The sequence below is a fragment of the Paenibacillus sp. 2TAB19 genome, assembly GCF_052115185.1.
Classification (GTDB): domain Bacteria; phylum Bacillota; class Bacilli; order Paenibacillales; family Paenibacillaceae; genus Pristimantibacillus.
The window spans coordinates 38,537-56,058 of sequence record NZ_JBFRGE010000014.1; the positions used below are offsets into that span (position 1 = coordinate 38,537).

Sequence of the window (17,522 nt, forward strand, 5' to 3'; positions counted from 1 at the left end):
GCCATAGGGAACAAAGAAGAAATTCCATTCTTCTTTATTCCCTATGGCTTTATTTCATTAGCCCAGCAGACTTGCTAACCTGTCATCCGTTACCGTTATTCCTGTCCGCGGGACATGCGAGAGCTGGAAATACGGGATCAGCTCGCTGGCACGAACGGGTTCGGGATTGTCGATGAGGCCGCTGACCGAAGCCAGCCAGCCGACGACTTTCTCCGGCGCCGTGCCGGACTCGCGCAGCGCGGCGAGCGAGATGCTTCCGTGGCGCTTGGCGAGCCGCTTGCCGTCCGTGCCGAACAGCAGCGGCACGTGGGCGAAGCGCGGAGGCTGCAGACCGAGCGCCTCGTAGAGCTGAAGCTGCCGCGGCGTCGAATCGAGCAGATCCGCGCCGCGGAGCACGTCGGTGATGCCCATCTCGGCATCGTCGACGACGACCGCGAGCTGATAGCTGAACAGGCCGTCGGCCCGCTTCACGATGAAGTCGCCGCCCGCTCCAGGCGGGAAGTGCTGCGGCCCGGCGACGCCGTCTTCGAAGCCGACCGGTTGCTCGTCAACGGCGAAGCGCAGCGAAGGCTGCTTGAGCAGCCCGCGCTCGGCCCGCTGCGCCGGTGAAAGGCAGCGGCATGTGCCGGGATAGGCCGGCCCCTCGCTGCCAAGACCGTGCGGCGCGCTGGCAACCGCGGCCAGCTCGGCACGGCTGCAGAAGCAGGGATATAACCTCCCTGCTTCCTCCAGCTTGGCGAGCGCCGCCTCGTACATGGCGAGGCGCTCGCTCTGCGTATAAGGACGGTGCGGCCCGCCGACATCGGGCCCCTCGTCCCAGTCCAGGCCGAGCCAGCGCAGGTCCTTCAGCGCAAGCTCGGCCAGTTCTGCCCGCGAACGGGACGTATCGACGTCCTCCATTCGCATAACGAATGTGCCGCCTGCGCTCCGAACTTGCAGCCAGGAGAGCAAAGCGGTTCTTGCATTTCCGATATGCATCAGCCCCGATGGGGTCGGGGCGAATCGTCCTCTCATGGCGGCCTTAAGCCTCCTTGCCTATGTATGCAAAAATGAGCAGGAGGCAAGCTCCTGCTCAAACATGTGTAATATAAATGGCGGAGCTGACGGGATTCGAACCCGCGGTCTCCTGCGTGACAGGCAGGCATGTTAGGCCTCTACACCACAGCTCCGCGTAACAAGACAAGTAGTATCTTATCATGGTGGCGGTCGGTAATGCAACCTTTTTTTTCGCGGCTAATTATTAACCCCTATCAACAGTTAGCCCGTTTGAGCTTTTCGATTACAATAGCGAACCGTAAACATCTTATTTGCTCGTTTTCCTCTGATCGTCATCCTTAACGAATCTAGAAACTCTTATTCGCCTCTGTTCCTTGCATACGAGTGCCATCTCGGTAAAATAGCCACTCCTAGATTCGTTACAAACCGAATACCCTCTCGAATTCAATAATAAGCGTTTCTGAGTTCCTTAGATCCTCCAATTTTACCGCCATAATCCCCCATACAGAAGAGAGGCTGTCATTAAACAATCCAGTATATCGGAATCATGAGCACGGAGGTAATGATCCCGGCCGCTGCCATGGAAAATCCGCTGACGCCGCCCAACGACTCGGATTCCGCGATCATTCGCGCGGTGCCAATGCCGTGCGCGCTAGCGCCCACCGCTGTGCCGAGCGGTATATCGCCGCGAATGCCGCATAACCGCAGCACGGCCGGACCTGTCACGCTTCCGACGAGGCCGGTCAGCACGGAGAAGGACGCGCTAAGCTCAGGAATGCCGCCTGCCTTTCTTGCGATTTCCATCGCGATCGGTGCCGATACCGACTTCGACAGCATCGACCGGATCAATTCCTCGGGGCTCCCCGTCAGCGACAGAAGGAGCGCGGTGAAAGCCACCGATAGGAGCGAGCCTGCCGTGATACCGGCGAGCACGGGGAGCAGCGCCTCCTTGATTCGGCGGGCATTCTTATAGAGCGGAACGGCCAAAGCTACCGTAGCCGGTCCAAGACAATAACTTAACCAGTCGCCGCCAGACTGGTAGAAAGCAAGCGGAATTCGGCCCATTGTGAGCAGGGCAATTAACACCACCGAGGAGACAACGAGCGGGTGCATCCAGCGCCATCTTCTTCGGCAAGTAAACAAGGAGCGTGCCGACTATGCCGAACATCGGATTATTGAGCCAATGTGCGGGATTCATCAGCGGATCGCTCCTTTCTCACGCTATATTTGGTTACAACGCCGGTAACGAGCATCACAAGCCAAGTCCCCGCAACGATGCTCGTCAAGATAGGCAGCCATTGCGGAGCCATAAGCTTCGCGAACGCAAGCGTGCCAACAATCGACGGGATAAAAAACAAACCCATATGCTTCAGCGCAATCCGGCCGCAATCCTCGATCCAGGACAGCTTGATGACCTTCGCGAACAAAGCGGCTACTAATAATAGAAGACCAATTATGTTAGCTGGCAGCGGTATGTTGAGCCATTGTTTGATCCACATCCCCACCGAATAAAACAAAGTAAAGATGACCGCGCCGATCATGAGCTTCATGCAGCTACGCAAGCTCAAGGAGCAGATCCTTATGAATCTTCACTACGGCTTTCTTTATCGGCGAGCCGTCGCCCATTCCTGGACGATGGATATCGTCTGGGAAAAACACGGCGAACATGCCCGGCTGCATGGCGAGGACGACCTCATCCGGTTGAGGAGCATATAACGCATAATCGGACTTCTCGTCATACGCCTGCGTGGGCAGCACCCCTTCGCGCAGCGGCGACCAGCCGATCTGCTCCGATCCTTCTATTAAATAATGAATATCGATGAATTGCTCATGCTTCTCGGCAACCTGCTCCTCACGAGTTTTCGACTCGAATGCCATGAAGTTGACGTAGAATAGGTCTTCCTTGAACGAGACACGGCCTTCAAGCGGCTCGCCGCTTTCCACCGTTTGCTTAAGCAGCTCCAGCGCCTCCGCAATAACGGCATAACCTCCCGCGACATGCTCCTTATTCGAAGCTAATGATCCCATAATCATTGGGTTTCCTCCTCGCTAATGTACCTAACCTAATACTCGCTATATTGGATTTTTGCACTAACTTTGCTCGTTTTCGGTCAGTGATAGGGCTATACTGGATTTTTGCACTAACTTCGTGTTTAAATGTAAATTTATAGGATGTTTTTGCGAAAGTTAATGCAGATATCCAATATAGCTTTTGTAGAAGAATGAATCGCAAAAATTTATAATAGCTTAACCGCGACCGCGGCTGACGTATTTTCCCTGCTCACGATGGAATCCTGATACGTGCGTTTGAAGTATTCGATGTACAGAACATCAAGTAAATACAGCTGAGACAGCTTCGCTGACAATGAACCGCCCTGAAGCGGACCTTCGTTGGCCCCGCAGAGCAGCGTGATATCCGAATAAGCGGTAAGCGGCGACTTAACGAACCGGGTAATGACGATTACCGCCGCTCCCCGCTCCGTCGCCTTGCGTGCGACTTCGATCGAATCCTTCGTTGAACCGGAATAAGAGATAATAACCGCCACGTCCTTATCCGTCATAAGCGAGGCCGACATAACCTGCTGATGGGAATCGAAGGCGCATACCGTCTTGTTCGTAATGCGCATGAACTTGTTGTTCGCTTCTAACGCAGTCATTAAGGATGATCCGACGCCGAAAAAATGAATCCTGTTCGCCTCGATCAATAGTTCGATCGCATTGCCTATTTCCGTGAACTCGATTCGCTTGTACGTTTCATTCAGCGCGTTCATATTGCTGGCTAGTGCCTTGGACGCTACCTCCTCAAGCGAATCGTGCATCAGCACTTGATCCGAGAGCTGCGGGATTTCGTTGTCGACCGATGTGCTATGCGCAAGGTCGATTTTGAACTCCTGATAGCCCTTGAAGCTGATCGACTTGCAGAAGCGAAAAATGCTCGATTCGCCTACGCCGCATGCATCGGCCAGATCGGTTATCGACATGTAGACGACTTCCTTGGCATGCTCAAGAATGTAGTCGGCGACTTTTTTCTCCGTATTCGTGAAGCGGTTATAGCTCGATTGAATCGTCGAAAAGATACTGATCGCGCGCAATTTGCTCCCTCCTAACACTAACTTACATACAAAGATGCGGCTCCCAGAACGCCGGCTTTATTGCCAAGCTGCGCGGGCAGGATGCGGACGCCTCTAAAGCTCGACATCACGAGTTCCTTCGTTCTGGCCTCCACCTGCCGTACTAGCTCGAGCTGCTCCATAACGCCGCCGCCAACGACAATCGCAGCGGGATTGAATACGTGGATTAAGGACGCAAGGCCGATGCTGACTTCGTCGATCCAACCGCTCAGCAGCTGCGCCAGCCTGTCATCGCCATTATTGACTTTGCTGAAAATCGTTCTGCCGTCCACGCAATCGGGATCGACCTGCTGCGCCAGATTGACGAGCGCCGTCGTCGAGGCGAATCGCTCGTAATAGGGCATCATACCCGCAGAGCTGGCAGGTGCATCCGAAAGCGGATGCGTGAACATATGCCCGAATTCCGCTGCTACGCCATCCGCGCCTTTGTATAGCCGCCCCCCGATCACGATCGCGCCGCCGATGCCGGTGCCGAAAGTAAGGCAAAGAAAATGCGGGTAAGACTTGCCTGCACCGAAGCAGGCTTCTCCGAGCGCCGCCGCATTGACATCGTTCTCCACCTTGACCGGAACGCCGAACCGTTCGCCGACGATTTTCGCAACCTGCATGCCTGTATAATGAGGAATGTTGGCGTTCGCGTAAACGATATAACCTTCCTCGGCGTTCACTTGCCCTGCCGTGCTGATCGCGATACGGTCATAACCCTCATATGCCGCCATATGCTCCATCAATCGCTGAACGACATGCGGACCGCCTTTGCCGCTCTCGGTCGCATATTCGTTGAACCTCTCGATATGCCCCGTCTCGTCGCAAAGGCATAGCTTCGTATTCGTTCCGCCAATATCCGCAGCTAAAATCTTCATCGTCTTCTACTCCATCGCTTTCATAAAGCGTTTCGTAATATCCATCGGCCTCGTAATCGCGGAGCCTACGACCGCCGAGTATACGCCGATATCAACCATCCGGTGCAATTCCTCCGGCGTAGAGATGCCTCCTTCGGCAATAACCGGAACGGACAACGCTTTAACCAGCTTCTCGGCTAATTCAAAGTCGGGAAGCGACTTTCCTTGCGTCGCTGCCGTATAGCCGCTTAGCGTCGTGCCGACGCAGTCGAAGCCAAGCTCCGCCGCCTTCACGCCTTCCTCGAACGTGGAGCAGTCGGCCATAAACAGCTGATTCGGATATTTCGCCCGGATTTGCGGGAACAGCTCCTCGATCGTCGAGCCGTCCGGTCTTACGCGATCCGTCGCGTCCATCGCAATAATGTCGACGCCTTCCTCGCACAGCGCATCAACCTCGGCCATTGTAGGCGTAATAAATACCGGCGAGCCTTCATACACCTGCTTGATAATGCCGATGATCGGCAGACCGACGCGCGTCTTGATTTCCTTAATATCTTCCACGCTGTTCGACCGGATGCCTGACGCCCCGCCAAGAAATGCCGCGTACGCCATTTTGCCCATAATGAAAGGACTGTGAAGCGGTTCCTCCGGCAGCGCCTGGCAGGACACGACCAGCTTGCCTTGAATTTGTTCCAATAGAGGGTTCTTAGTCATAAGTTGCATCTCCATCTATATTCGATTTAAGTGCTATTCTTTCACTGCGCCTGCCGTAGCTCCGGACGTAAAGTACCGCTGGAACAACACGAAGATAAGCAGCATCGGAATGGCAGCCACGGAAGCGCCGGCCATCTTGTATGCGAAGTTAGGATTCAAATCCTGCATCAGCGTCGCCGTGCCGACCATGAGCGTCTTCATGTTCTTCTCTTGGCCGATGACGAGCTGCCACAGGTAGTCGTTCCAAATTTGTACGAAATTCAGTATAAACAGAGCGCCGATGCCCGGTTTGACGATAGGCAGCATAATTTGCATGAACACCCGCCACTCGCCGGCCCCGTCGATCTTGGCTGCTTCCCGCAGCGCGTCGGGCGTGCTGTCGAAAAATCCTTTGAGCAGGAAGACGCCGAAGGCGCCGGCCACGTTCGGCCAGATCATGCCGTTAAAGCTGTTGACCATGCCGAAATCCTGAATGATTCGGAACAGCGGGACGATCATAATTTCCTTCGGAATCATTAAGCTGGAAATGAAAATAATAAAGATAGTCGTCCGGCCTTTAAAATTGATTTTCGAAAAGGCGTAAGCGGCCATCGACCCGACGGCAATGACGAGCAGCGTCGTAGCGCCCGCCGTGAAAATACTGTTGAACGTCCATCTTAACGCCGGCTGATTCTGAAAAATATCGGTGTAATTGGCAAATGTAACGGAAGTCGGCCACCAATCCGGCGGCATCTTCACGACGTCCGAGCTGTTCTTGAGCGAGCTTGTAATGAGCCAATATAAAGGGAATAAGCTGACAATGGCAAAGACGGTGACGACTATATTCGATACCAAGTCGAACATTTCTATTTTCTTCGTTTTTTTCGTTTGCGTCATCATGTATCGACTCCTCGCTTCTACTTCTGCTTCATCATGGCTCTAAGCTGCGGAACGGACAGCAGCAGGGTGATGGCGAACATAATAACGCCGACCGCGGAAGCTATGCCAAGCTGGTTGTACTTGAAGGCGTTGTTGTACAGGTAATACATCAGGGTGACCGAAGCGTTGTTCGGACCGCCGCCCGTTAAGAGCTGGATGACGACGAAAATTTTCAGCACCGCAATGATGTTAACGATCGTGATATAGATTGTCGTCGGCTGAACCGACGGAATCAATATTTTCATAATGACCTGCCAGCGGCTCGCTCCGTCTACCTCGGCGGCTTCGAAAAGATCCTTCGACACGCCGATCATCGAGGCGATATACAGAATGATCGCTTGGCCGACGTTGCCCGCGAACGTAACGAAGATGATGACGGGCAGCACCGTCTGCGGATTGCCGAGGAGATTAATATTGCCCATGCCCGCCTCGCGCGTCAAATACGAGATGAGCCCGTTGGCCGGGTTCAGCAAGAAGCTCCAGACCATACTCATGACAACCATGGAGACCATGACCGGTATATAATAACTTCCCCGTATGAAGGAAACGTACTTAGCGTTTTTATCGAAAATGGCGGATGCGACGAACAAGGCGAAGCCTACCGTCAGCAAGACGATGAAGAGGACGAACACGACCGTATTGATTAACGCTTTGAAGAAGACGGGATCGCTGAACAACGTCGCGTAGTTGTCAAATCCAACGAACGTTTCATTGTTGTAATTAATCTTGTACAAGCTAAGCCTGATGCCTTCCAATATCGGGTACACAAGAAACACAAGGAAAATCAACATTTGCGGCAAAATAAACAAATAACCGGTAAGGTTCTCTTTCACAAAACTATTCCGAATGCGCATGGTGGTTACCTTTCTGATCGGCGGCCCATCCTTGCTTGCAACGCAGGGCCGCTGATCATGTATTGTTTATTTGTCTATCGATGATCGATGATGGATGATAGGTAGATTACTGGTAAATGACCGAGTTTTCTTTGTTCGTTTGAATCACTTTATTGCCGTTCGCCACGTAATCATTGATCGCTTGCTCCGGCGTCTTCGCTCCCATAAGCAGCGCCTGCAGCTCCGGATAAAGCGCTTCGCGCAGTTGACTGTAGCCCGGAACGTTGCCGCTGAAGCTGAATACGTATTTCGAGTTCGCGTCATAAGCGGCAAAGAACGGGTTCTCGCTGCTCAGCTCTTCTACAACCGACGAGCGCACTGGAATGCCGTTTTTGGACGACTTCACTAGCTCAGCGTCGCTGGAGAAAAACTTCACGAAATCTTTCGCTACTTCCGTTTTCTTCGCGTCGTCCGATTGGAATACGCTTGCGCCTACCACGTAAGTGAACGTGAGCGGATCTCCGCCCTCAGAAGGGATGTTCGCCAATCTCATATCGAACTTAGGTGATGTGCCGTTTGCCATATTGGTTTTGATGCCGTTAAACAAGATCGGGTTCGTGAAGCTGATCGCGAGCTGCTGATTTTGGAACATCGCGTTCGCATCGTTGGACGATACCGACTCCGCGYCGGGATTCGTATAACCTGCTTCGTATATTTTTTTCAGCCATGCAGCCGCTTTGTAGCCCTTGTCGTCATTCAAGATAATGTTGCTATCCTGATCGAAGAACGAGCTTCCGAACATTCTAAGGTATGAAAGATTCCATGTGTCGCCTTGGTTATTCATTGCAAAAAGCGCCATAGGGTAAGCGTTGGAGTATTGATCCTTCGGCAGTTTCGTTTTCAGCGCCTCAAGAATTTGCTCGTATTCGGCCAATGTCCACGTCTTGATTTCGTTTTCTCCGCCGAGGAACGATTCCAGTCCAGCCGCATTGAACATGTCCGCGTTGTACACGAGCGTTCCCGGGTTGTTCTGGAACGGGTAGAAGTAAATATCGTCGCCGTACGTTACCGAGTCCCAGTAGCCTTGCGAAATGTCGCTTTTGGCAGCGTCGTCGACGATGTCCGTCAGCGGCACTAGCGCTCCGCGGTGAACGTAGTCGCCCATGGCGAACGAGCTTTCGAAGAAGACGTTCGGCGCGGTTCCGCCGTTCAGGTTAACGTTAAGCAGTTGGTCGCGCTGATCGCCGGCGATAACCTCAACCTTAACGGTCGCGTTGTATTTGTCATATTGCTTCGTGAATTTCTCTGCCGCGTATTTCATGAAGCTATCGTAATCGGCACCGTCCTCGGATGCGTCAAGCACGCCTTTCCATTGCGGGGTGAGCCAGACCGATATTTCGACCTTCTCTTTGCCGCCGCTGCCTCCCGTGCCGCCGTTCGATCCGGCATTGTTACCGTTATTGCCCGAGCATCCTGCAACGATCAATGCCATTGTCGTAAGTGCCGCAAAACATGTTGTAAGGAAACGTTTACTCTTCATCCGAATATATCTCTCCCTTAATCTGATTGATTGTTTGCGTTGCCTTGCTTAGTTGACGTGGGTTGCAATTGCCTTATCGATATCCGCTACGATGGCTTGAACGCGCTCGCCATCATTGCCGCTTAAGCCGAGCATCGGCGCTCTGACGCCGCCGATATTAACGCCTCTAGCCCGCAGCACTTCCTTGATGGCGGCATACATCGAACCGTTCAAKGAGCATAATGCGATGATGATATCGTTGATCGCGCTTTGAAGGCTTGTCGCTTCCGCGAACTTGCCTGCCTTCAGCAGTGCGTCCGCTTGCAGGAAAAGCTCCGGCATTGCGGCGTACGTGCCGCCGATTCCTCCGTCCGCTCCCATCATCCGGCCTGCGACGAATTGCTCGTCAGGACCGTTGAATACGATGATGCCTTCGCCGCCTGTTTTTTTGAACCGTTCGATATCAAGCGCCGGCATGGAGGAGTTTTTCACCCCGATGACCTTCTCGTTCTGAAGCAGCTTTTGGAATACAGCCGGTGTCAGCGTGTAACCCGTCGTCTGCGGAATGTTATAAATGATAAACGGAAGCGATGTCGCGTTCATGATGTCGTTCCAATAGTTGATGACAGCGCTGTCAGGCAGTTTGAAGTAGATCGGCGGAATCGCGGAAAGCGCATCATACCCAAGCTCTGCGGCATGCTTAGCGAGCGCGATACTGTCTCTGGTCGAAGGAGCTCCCACATGCGCGATAAGCGTCATTTTGCCTCTAAGGTGATTCGCGACGTAAGTCAGTACAGCTTTTCTCTCCTCGAGGTCCTGGTAAATACATTCTCCCGAGCTTCCCCCGACGTAGACGCCCTGCACTTTCTTGCTAAGCAGGTAGGACGCGAGTTGCTCCGTCCGATCCTTCGATACGCTGCCGTCATCGTCATAGCAGGCGTAGAAAGCGGGAATGATGCCGTGAAATTTTTGCTGGCTCACTGTAATTCCTCCTATTGTTCATAGAGTGAAGATAAGCGGCATCCGCTTGGCGCAAGGAGTGTAAATTATTTTCTTTAAGATTTTGCCCTTGAAAATAATTTCCTCCAAAACGCTGCGCGGCCCGCCCGACCTATCTCCTTCAAGCTGACAGGACCCCCATGTAAGTCCCTTGCTAACGTTGTAACACAAAAAAATCGCGCTGCGTCGCGATTCGGCGATGAGGTAAAAACAGAGCCCGACTTTGTCAAAAACGAGGGATACGGTTGGAAATGATTGCCGACGAATTGTTTATTGGCGCATAACAAAAAAAGCCTCGCCGACGCCGGCGAGGCTTTCCCTTATTGCTGTATCGCCTTCGATGCAGGCAAACGAAGGATAACCTTCGTCCCTTCTCCAAGCTTGCTGTCGATCGAGAGGCCGTATGAATCGCCGTAATAATAGCGGATGCGATCATTCACATTTTGCACCCCTATGTGCTCGCTGTCCAGTGTATCCGTCGCGGCTTCACGCAGACGCTGGCGCAGTGCCGCGAATTGCTGCTCCTCCATGCCCGCCCCATTGTCCTTGATCTCGATGCACAGCGCCTGATCGGCGACATATGCGGCAATTTCCAGCTTTCCTTGTCCGCTCATACGTTCCAAGCCGTGTACAATCGCATTCTCCACGATGGGCTGCAGCGTGAAGTGAAGCACCGGCAGCGCCTCCGTCCCGGGCTCGATCGTCTCCGAATAGGTGAATCGGTCGCCGAAGCGCATTTGCTGCACTTTGACATACAAGCGAGTATGCTCCAATTCCTCGCGCAGCGTCACGATATCTTTGCCGGTCTGGATATGGATGCGGAACAGTCTGCCCAGGAGACCAATCATTTCGCCAATATCGCGCTGACCGGCGAGTATCGCTTTCATCTGAATCGATTCGAGCGTGTTGGCGAGAAAATGGGGATTGATTTGGCTCTTGAGCGCGCCGTATTGCGCTACCTTCTGCTGGGCCATCGTCATGGAGGAGCGCTCGATATGATCCTGCAAATCCTCCACCATTTTGCGAATGCCCTTGTACAGCACGCCGAATTCGTCCTGCCGATCCGTACTCAGATCGACATCGAATTTGCCGAGGCCGACCGCTCTGACTTGCTTGCTTAACGAAATAATGGGCTTGGTAACGCGTGCGGACAACAGGAATAAGAACAGCAGCGCCGTGGCGAGCGAGCTGAACGCTACGCCGAGCAATATTTTACGAAACAACGTCGCATCCTTGGTCATATCCTGCTCGTCAATGTATTGAACGACCTTCCAGCCCGAGTAGGAAGAGGTCACGAAGTTCAAGTAAGAGGGCGTTCTGTCTATCGTTGCATAGAAATTGCCCGTATCGTTCTGAAGCGCGTTGTTCACGACGGCTGCTCCGAGATCGGTAAGCTCCTGCGTTCCGTCATCGCTCGAGGAATAAACCATCTGACCTTTATTGTCAACAATATGAAATTTCCGATTCGTATTTTCGGATAAGCTTAATATTTCGCGCAGCGAGTCGAGCCGGATGTCGACGAGAATGACCGCGAGGTTCTCCCTCGTTCCCGTCTTGTTGATGACCCGGGCAATCGAGATGACAGATTCCTGCGAATCGATGCGCTGGAACGGGGCATGCGTGCCGAACAGCACTGCCTTGCCTTTGGACTCAAGCGTTTGCTTATACCATTCCTGCTCATAGAAATGCTCGGCATTATAGTCGGTTTGATTGAAGTCGGCGGAATAAAACACGCGGTTGCCCGCAAAAACCTGCACACTATCGACGTTCTTGATCGTCAGCTCGATCCGGCTAATGAACTGCTCTACTACGCTGCCGTACTTAATGCTGATATCGCTTGGATCGGGGTCTTGGTTTTCGGACCAGTGGGTTAGCGAGCTTTGGAGCTGGCTGTCGAGCTGAGCGGTGAGCGTGCCCGTCTCGATGCTTTGCAAATATTGATCGATGTTAAAGGACAAATTGTTAAGAATAAGATTGGCGCTGTTCTGATATTCGTTCTTAACCGTCTGCAGCGAGAAAAAATAGAGGATGCCCGACATCACCGTAAGCGGAAGCGTAATGATGCAGATCATCAAGACGAATATTTGATGGTTCACATGCTTCATCTGGAACAAGCGGGATAATCGTTTGAAGCCGCCCATAATGACCACAACCCTCATGTTTATGAATTCCTTAACGCCCATTGTACAGTTCAAACGCCCGCAATGCTAATATAGATTACAACCGTTCATGTAGTAAGAGAAACTGCTATAGATGGTAAAAAACGAGACGTCCAATGTCAAAATCGAGGGATTTTGAGTCTTTTTCATATCGACTATGCTTAATGGCAAGGAATGAATCCGCTTCACTTGTTCATTCTAAATAATGGCAGGGGGAATTTGAATGGCAGCACCAACAAAGAAGGCAACACTTTTGATCACCATCATGCTCGTGATGCTTTTGGCAGCCTGCAGTTCCAACAACAATGGATCCGACACCAAGACAACGGCAGAACCGAATGCAACCAGTACCGCAGCGCCTAGCAGCGCCGAACCGCCAGCCGCTGAGCCGGTAGAGATTACGTGGTGGAACTTTCCCAACTTCCAAGCGCTCGACGGTGAGGTTGGCAAATACGAGAAACAAATCATCGCGGCTTTCAACGAGAAGCACCCCGAAATCAAAGTAAATCTCGAGATGATTACGTTTGACGGCGGACCTGAGAAGCTGAATGTCGCGATCGCGTCCAACTCCGCGCCGGATGTCATTTACGACGCCCCGGGCCGTGTAATCGACTGGGGCAAAAAAGGACTGCTCGCGCCGCTCGACGACATGATTACAGACGAAGTGCGCGGCGATATATCCGAAGCATTCTGGAAACAATCCATGGTCGGCGACAAAACGGTTATGTACCCGATTAATACCGCTCCATTCTCGATGGCCGTGAACAAGACGGTATTCGAGAAAATCGGCGCTCTCGATCTGCTCCCGCTGGACAGACCTGACCGCGTCTGGAGCTTCGACGAATACAAAGCGGCGCTTCAAGCCGTTAAGGAGAAAGCGCCTGACATCATCCCGTCCGTCTTCTTCGCGAAGTCTCAAGCCGGCGACCAAGGCACTAGGGCATATATCGCTAACCTTGGTTTATCCAGCTTCCTCAATGATGRCAATAGCGCTGTCGCGATCAATACCGATGCTGCCGGTGCTGCGCTCGATTGGATCGCCCAGGCTCAGAAGGACAAGCTGATCATTTCCGGCTCGGCTGCGCTTGCGGCATCGGACGTCAATGATTTGTTCCTGCAAGGTAAGGTAGCGTTCTCGATTAACTATTCGGCTGTATTGAAAGCGCAGAATGCAACGCTTAAGAAAGCCGAGTTCGAAGAAGTGCTGCTGCCGTTCCCTACGCTCGATGGTTCCGCACCTAAGCTTGAGCCTTACCTCGGCGGCATGGCGATCTTCAACAACGATAATGAAGCGAAAATTCAAGCTGCGAAAACGTTAATCGACTTCATCGCGAACGATGAAGTGTACGGCAAGAAGAACCTGATCCAAACCGGCGGCTTGTCCGTCCGCAATTCGATCACGGGTCTGTACGACGATCCTGAATACGCCTATGCGGAGGTTGCCCGCAAATTCATCACCGCTCCGCCGACGATCGCGGACGGCTACGCCGAGATTCGCACGCACTGGTTCCCTGCGCTGCAAAGCGTTCTATTAGGACAAGCGACAGGCAAAGAAGCGCTTGACGACTTCGCTTCCAAAGCGAATGAAGCGATCACCAAAGCCAAGTCCGAATTGAAGTAAATAACGATGCGTTCCCGGGAGCAGCGCACGCCATGTGCGCTGCTCCCTTTCTATCACGAGGTAAGGAGAGATCACACATGTTCGCAGCGGTCCTGAAATCCAAACGTCTCGTATGGCGCGAATGGCTAGTCAGCTATTTGTTCCTGCTTCCGGCAATGGCCTTCTTCCTTCTATTCGTCGCTTACCCGATGCTGAAGGGCATCTATATCAGCATGTTCGACTACACGCTGAACCGGTTCGAGTTCATCGGGTTTGGCAATTATACAGAATTATTCCAAGATAAGACGTTCCTGAAAGCGATGAAAAACACGATTCTCATCGTATTGATCACCGTTCCTGTCGTCATCGCATTCTCGATCTTCGTGGCCAATACGATCTATACCAAAAGCGAATTCACGCGCTCGATCTTCCGCGGCGTCTTCTACTTGCCGGCCGTCTCCTCGGTCGTCAGCATCACCGTCGTATGGGCGTCCATCTACGATCCGAACTACGGCATCCTGAATTTCATTACAAGCCTGTTCGGCGCGGAGCCCATTGCCTGGTTAGGCGATCTAAGAACGGCGTTGTACGCAATTATCGCCGTATTAGTCACGACATCGGTCGGCCAGCCGATCATTCTGTACGTTGCCGCGCTTGGCAACATCCCGACTTCGTATATCGAAGCCGCTCAGATCGACCGGGCAACTCCGGGACAGATTTTCCGCAAAATCGTATGGCCGATGCTTATGCCGACCAACCTGTACATTATCGTCATTACGACGATCAATACGTTCCAAACGTTCGCCATCGTTCAGTTGCTTACCGCTGGCGGCCCGCTTTATGCCACATCGACCGTTATGTACGGCGTATACGAGAAGGCGTTCATGCTCGGTTCGTTCGGCATCGCTTCGGCGATGGGGATGATCTTGGCTGTCGTCATCGGCATCATCTCGATCCTGCAATTCAAATTTCTAGGCAGCGATGTCGAGTACTAGGAGGCCAGACGCAAATGAAAACTTACGAACACATGCCTTATAGCCCAAGCATCGGCAACGCAAGCAAAAAACCGAAGTGGCTCGCCAAGCTGACGCCGGGCTATCTGTTATCGCATATCCTCCTGATCGTTCTGTCGCTATTCTTTATTTTCCCGTTTTACTGGATCGTAACCGGCGCGTTCAAGGTGCAGAATGTGGCGGTAGCCATACCGCCCGAATGGTTTCCGCTTGAGCCGACCTTGGACAATTTCGTAAGCTTGTTCAAAAATCCTGTGTGGCGCTGGACGTTCAACAGCTTCTTCATCGCGGCGGCGGAAATGGTAGGCATATGTATCGTTGCCTCTATGGCCGGTTATGTGCTGGCGAAGAAACGTTTTCCCGGACGGGCGATCATCTTCACCTTATTCGTCGCCGCTATGGCGCTTCCGAAGCAGGTCATTCTCGTTCCGCTCTTTACGATGATTGCCGATTTCGGCTGGATCGATCATTACAAATCGCTTATCCTGCCGGCGATCGGCTGGCCCTTCGGCATCTTCCTGGTTAAGCAGTTCGCGCAGACGCTGCCCGGCGAGCTGCTGGAGGCGGCGAAGATGGACGGCTGCTCCGAGCTGCGGCTCTATTACAGCATCGTTCTTCCGCTGCTGAAGCCGGCTTTAGGCGCACTCGCGATCTTCACGTTCATCAATGCTTGGAATGACTACTTCAGCCAGCTCATTATGATTCGTTCCACGCCTATGATGACGCTGCCGCTTGGCGTTGCTACACTCAAAGGTGAATATACGACGCCGTACGGCGTATTAATGGCGGGAGCGGCATTCGCTTCCATTCCGATGATCGCGATTTTCCTTCTGTTCCAGAAGGCGTTCACGCAAGGCATTACGATGGGTGCCGTGAAGGGATAAGGAGCAGGTTCCGGGATAAGGGAGGCATAGCGGACAATAAGGGCAGCTCCAATGGGTCAAATCGACCTTGGGGCTGCCCCTTCTTATTCACTAGTAAAGTATGCCAAGCTGCTTGCGGTAATCGGTCGGCGTCATGCCGGCGACGAAACGGAACATTTTCACAAAATGTTTATAGCTCCTGTAGCCGCACATCGTGCATACCTCGGTAACGAGACGGTTAGGATCCTCCAGCAGCTTCTTCGCATGGGCGATCCGTATCTCGGTCACGAAACTAAGATAGTTCTGATTCAGCTTCGACTTGAATAAGCGGCTCAAGTACGAAGGGTTATAGAAGAAATGATCAGCTACCATTTGGAGCGTAATATCTTGATCAAGATTATTCTCGATAAAGCTCCTAATCTGGTTGAAGATCAGGTTCTCTTGCTGTACGGGATGGTTCATCTTGCTGTACAGATCATTCAGATGAATGACCCACGCCGCCAAGTAGCCGAATAGTGCGTCCAACGTTCGAAAATCGTCGACGAAAGTCAATTCCAGCAGCTTGTCGCTGGATACACCCTCCATCGGAAAACCTTGCTTATGCGCGAATCGCAGCGTAACGCTAATAATCTCCTGCAAGAATGCGAGCCATTGATCGCCGCTCACATAAGGCAACGCCTCGGCGGACTGGGCGCAAAGCCGATCCATGAACGCCTTGACGGCAGCGCCGTCACCCTGCTCCAAGCAGGCCAGAAGCGCATTCCGATCGTCCGGCCTCAATTGAATGACCTTGTCGGCTGCTCCCGCTTGTGTTGGAGCCTCGATAGATCGCTCCGTTCGGATGAGCCATCGCTCGGATTCCGCGAATCTGCCCAGCAGCGCTTTGGCTGCAGCATGGAGATTGTCGGCTAGCTTCGATACGTCGGAGGAAGCATGTCCCATAGCCATGTACAAAGCTGCAGTCGCATCGGCATTCACTCGTTCCAGCGAGATTACGATTTGCTCCCTTAGCCGCTCAAGCCCTTCCTCTTTGTCCTCGAACTGTTCCATGACGAGAAGCATATACAGTCTGCCCCTGCTCGTGTAAACCATCAGCCGCTGCATCCGTCCGGTCGCTGCAGCCGCTTCAGCGACAAGACGCTCGGCCGAGACCCGCCATTTGCGTCCCTGCGCGATATTATTGCGAGAGAAGCAGGTTGYGGCAATCGGTACGCAAAGCGACAGCGGTTGCCGCTGCATAACATCATTCTCTAGAAGGCGCGCTCCAACCTCATCGGGATCTACTCCCTCCAGGATTTGCTTGACGATTTCGCTTTCCTTCCACTTCGTATGTTCTTCATAAGCTGCCTGCCATGCTTGCTTCTCCTGCTGTTCTTCACGGCTTTGCTGCAGGAGATGAATGCATTCCGTCAGCGCTTTCATGCTTGGCTCGTATTCGAGCGGCTTCAGCAAATATTGCTTGACCACTCCGAGACGTATCGCGTCTTGCGCATATTGAAACTCACTGTACCCCGTTAAAATGATAAAAACCGCATTAGGAAGCAGCGGCTTGAGCTGTTCAATCATTTCTAGACCGTTCATCTCCGGCATGCGTATATCCGTAATGATGAGGTCCGGCCATTCTTTCAGCGCCGTTGCGATCCCTTCCTTGCCGTTCTCGGCTTCCACGATCGTGCCGATGCCTAATTCATTCCAAGGAAAATACGCCTTCAATCCCGCGCGAATAAGAGGTTCGTCCTCGACAATCATCACTTTCAGCATGACAGTCCCCCAAGCATCCATTTACGAATCTTTAAAAATAATTATAACGGAAACGGCAAGCCCTCACAGCCGAATAATTAAGGAAAACAAATAAGTAGWCAGAATCGGACCCTTATTGTCAATTATAGGACATACGATAACCGGCAAAATCATCGATTGAAATTATTTTAACAA

The 17,522-nt window shown here is 52.6% G+C and carries 16 protein-coding genes and 1 tRNA gene; 3 read left to right on the forward strand and 14 right to left on the reverse strand.

Annotated elements, in window-relative coordinates; translation table 11 throughout:
* Nucleotides 1-57: 57 nt before the first annotated feature.
* The 13 genes from gluQRS to AB4Z33_RS08750 all read right to left on the reverse strand — a co-directional run bounded on the left by gluQRS (nucleotide 58) and on the right by AB4Z33_RS08750 (nucleotide 12,111).
* A complete protein-coding gene (gluQRS, locus tag AB4Z33_RS08690) occupies nucleotides 58-1,014 on the reverse strand; it encodes a tRNA glutamyl-Q(34) synthetase GluQRS (RefSeq protein WP_442049552.1) in 957 nt (318 codons plus the stop codon).
* A 78-nt stretch (nucleotides 1,015-1,092) separates the two neighbouring features.
* Nucleotides 1,093-1,169: transfer RNA gene (locus AB4Z33_RS08695), tRNA-Asp, on the reverse strand.
* A gap of 349 nt (nucleotides 1,170-1,518) precedes the next feature.
* Complete coding sequence (locus AB4Z33_RS08700) at nucleotides 1,519-2,109, reverse strand: LrgB family protein (protein WP_442049553.1); 591 nt, start codon at nucleotides 2,107-2,109, stop codon at nucleotides 1,519-1,521.
* A 59-nt stretch (nucleotides 2,110-2,168) separates the two neighbouring features.
* Entirely contained in the window at nucleotides 2,169-2,546 is a 378-nt protein-coding gene (locus tag AB4Z33_RS08705; RefSeq protein WP_442049554.1) for a CidA/LrgA family protein, read from the reverse strand.
* 4 nt (nucleotides 2,547-2,550) lie between these two features.
* A complete protein-coding gene (locus AB4Z33_RS08710; protein ID WP_442049555.1) occupies nucleotides 2,551-3,030 on the reverse strand; it encodes a YhcH/YjgK/YiaL family protein in 480 nt (159 codons plus the stop codon).
* A 203-nt stretch (nucleotides 3,031-3,233) separates the two neighbouring features.
* Nucleotides 3,234-4,088, reverse strand: a complete 855-nt coding sequence (locus tag AB4Z33_RS08715) for a MurR/RpiR family transcriptional regulator (RefSeq protein WP_442049556.1) — start codon at nucleotides 4,086-4,088, stop codon at nucleotides 3,234-3,236.
* A gap of 17 nt (nucleotides 4,089-4,105) precedes the next feature.
* Entirely contained in the window at nucleotides 4,106-4,990 is an 885-nt protein-coding gene (locus AB4Z33_RS08720; protein WP_442049557.1) for an ROK family protein, read from the reverse strand.
* Nucleotides 4,991-4,996: 6 nt separating this feature from the next.
* Entirely contained in the window at nucleotides 4,997-5,692 is a 696-nt protein-coding gene (locus AB4Z33_RS08725; RefSeq protein WP_442049609.1) for an N-acetylmannosamine-6-phosphate 2-epimerase, read from the reverse strand.
* Nucleotides 5,693-5,716: 24 nt separating this feature from the next.
* Nucleotides 5,717-6,562 carry a carbohydrate ABC transporter permease gene (locus AB4Z33_RS08730; protein WP_442049558.1) on the reverse strand — a complete coding sequence of 282 codons (846 nt, stop codon included), beginning with the start codon at nucleotides 6,560-6,562 and terminating at the stop codon, nucleotides 5,717-5,719.
* 17 nt (nucleotides 6,563-6,579) lie between these two features.
* A complete protein-coding gene (locus tag AB4Z33_RS08735; RefSeq protein ID WP_442049559.1) occupies nucleotides 6,580-7,434 on the reverse strand; it encodes a carbohydrate ABC transporter permease in 855 nt (284 codons plus the stop codon).
* Nucleotides 7,435-7,561: 127 nt separating this feature from the next.
* Nucleotides 7,562-8,974 (reverse strand): ABC transporter substrate-binding protein, encoded by a 1,413-nt coding sequence (locus tag AB4Z33_RS08740; RefSeq protein WP_442049560.1) that lies wholly within the window; start codon nucleotides 8,972-8,974, stop codon nucleotides 7,562-7,564.
* 48 nt (nucleotides 8,975-9,022) lie between these two features.
* Nucleotides 9,023-9,934 (reverse strand): dihydrodipicolinate synthase family protein, encoded by a 912-nt coding sequence (locus AB4Z33_RS08745; protein ID WP_442049561.1) that lies wholly within the window; start codon nucleotides 9,932-9,934, stop codon nucleotides 9,023-9,025.
* 338 nt (nucleotides 9,935-10,272) lie between these two features.
* On the reverse strand, nucleotides 10,273-12,111 hold the full coding sequence (locus tag AB4Z33_RS08750; protein ID WP_442049562.1) for a cache domain-containing sensor histidine kinase: 1,839 nt from the start codon (nucleotides 12,109-12,111) through the stop codon (nucleotides 10,273-10,275).
* Nucleotides 12,112-12,334: 223 nt separating this feature from the next.
* On the opposite strand from AB4Z33_RS08750, the gene AB4Z33_RS08755 reads away from it, so the two are divergent.
* The 3 genes from AB4Z33_RS08755 (at nucleotide 12,335) to AB4Z33_RS08765 (ending at nucleotide 15,608) form a co-directional block, all read left to right on the forward strand.
* Nucleotides 12,335-13,732 carry an ABC transporter substrate-binding protein gene (locus AB4Z33_RS08755; protein WP_442049563.1) on the forward strand — a complete coding sequence of 466 codons (1,398 nt, stop codon included), beginning with the start codon at nucleotides 12,335-12,337 and terminating at the stop codon, nucleotides 13,730-13,732.
* A gap of 77 nt (nucleotides 13,733-13,809) precedes the next feature.
* Nucleotides 13,810-14,706, forward strand: a complete 897-nt coding sequence (locus AB4Z33_RS08760; protein WP_442049564.1) for a carbohydrate ABC transporter permease — start codon at nucleotides 13,810-13,812, stop codon at nucleotides 14,704-14,706.
* Nucleotides 14,707-14,720: 14 nt separating this feature from the next.
* Complete coding sequence (locus tag AB4Z33_RS08765) at nucleotides 14,721-15,608, forward strand: carbohydrate ABC transporter permease (protein ID WP_442049565.1); 888 nt, start codon at nucleotides 14,721-14,723, stop codon at nucleotides 15,606-15,608.
* 90 nt (nucleotides 15,609-15,698) lie between these two features.
* Here AB4Z33_RS08765 and AB4Z33_RS08770 read toward each other — a convergent pair whose 3' ends face one another.
* Complete coding sequence (locus AB4Z33_RS08770; protein WP_442049566.1) at nucleotides 15,699-17,348, reverse strand: response regulator transcription factor; 1,650 nt, start codon at nucleotides 17,346-17,348, stop codon at nucleotides 15,699-15,701.
* Between the last annotated feature and the right edge of the window lie 174 nt (nucleotides 17,349-17,522).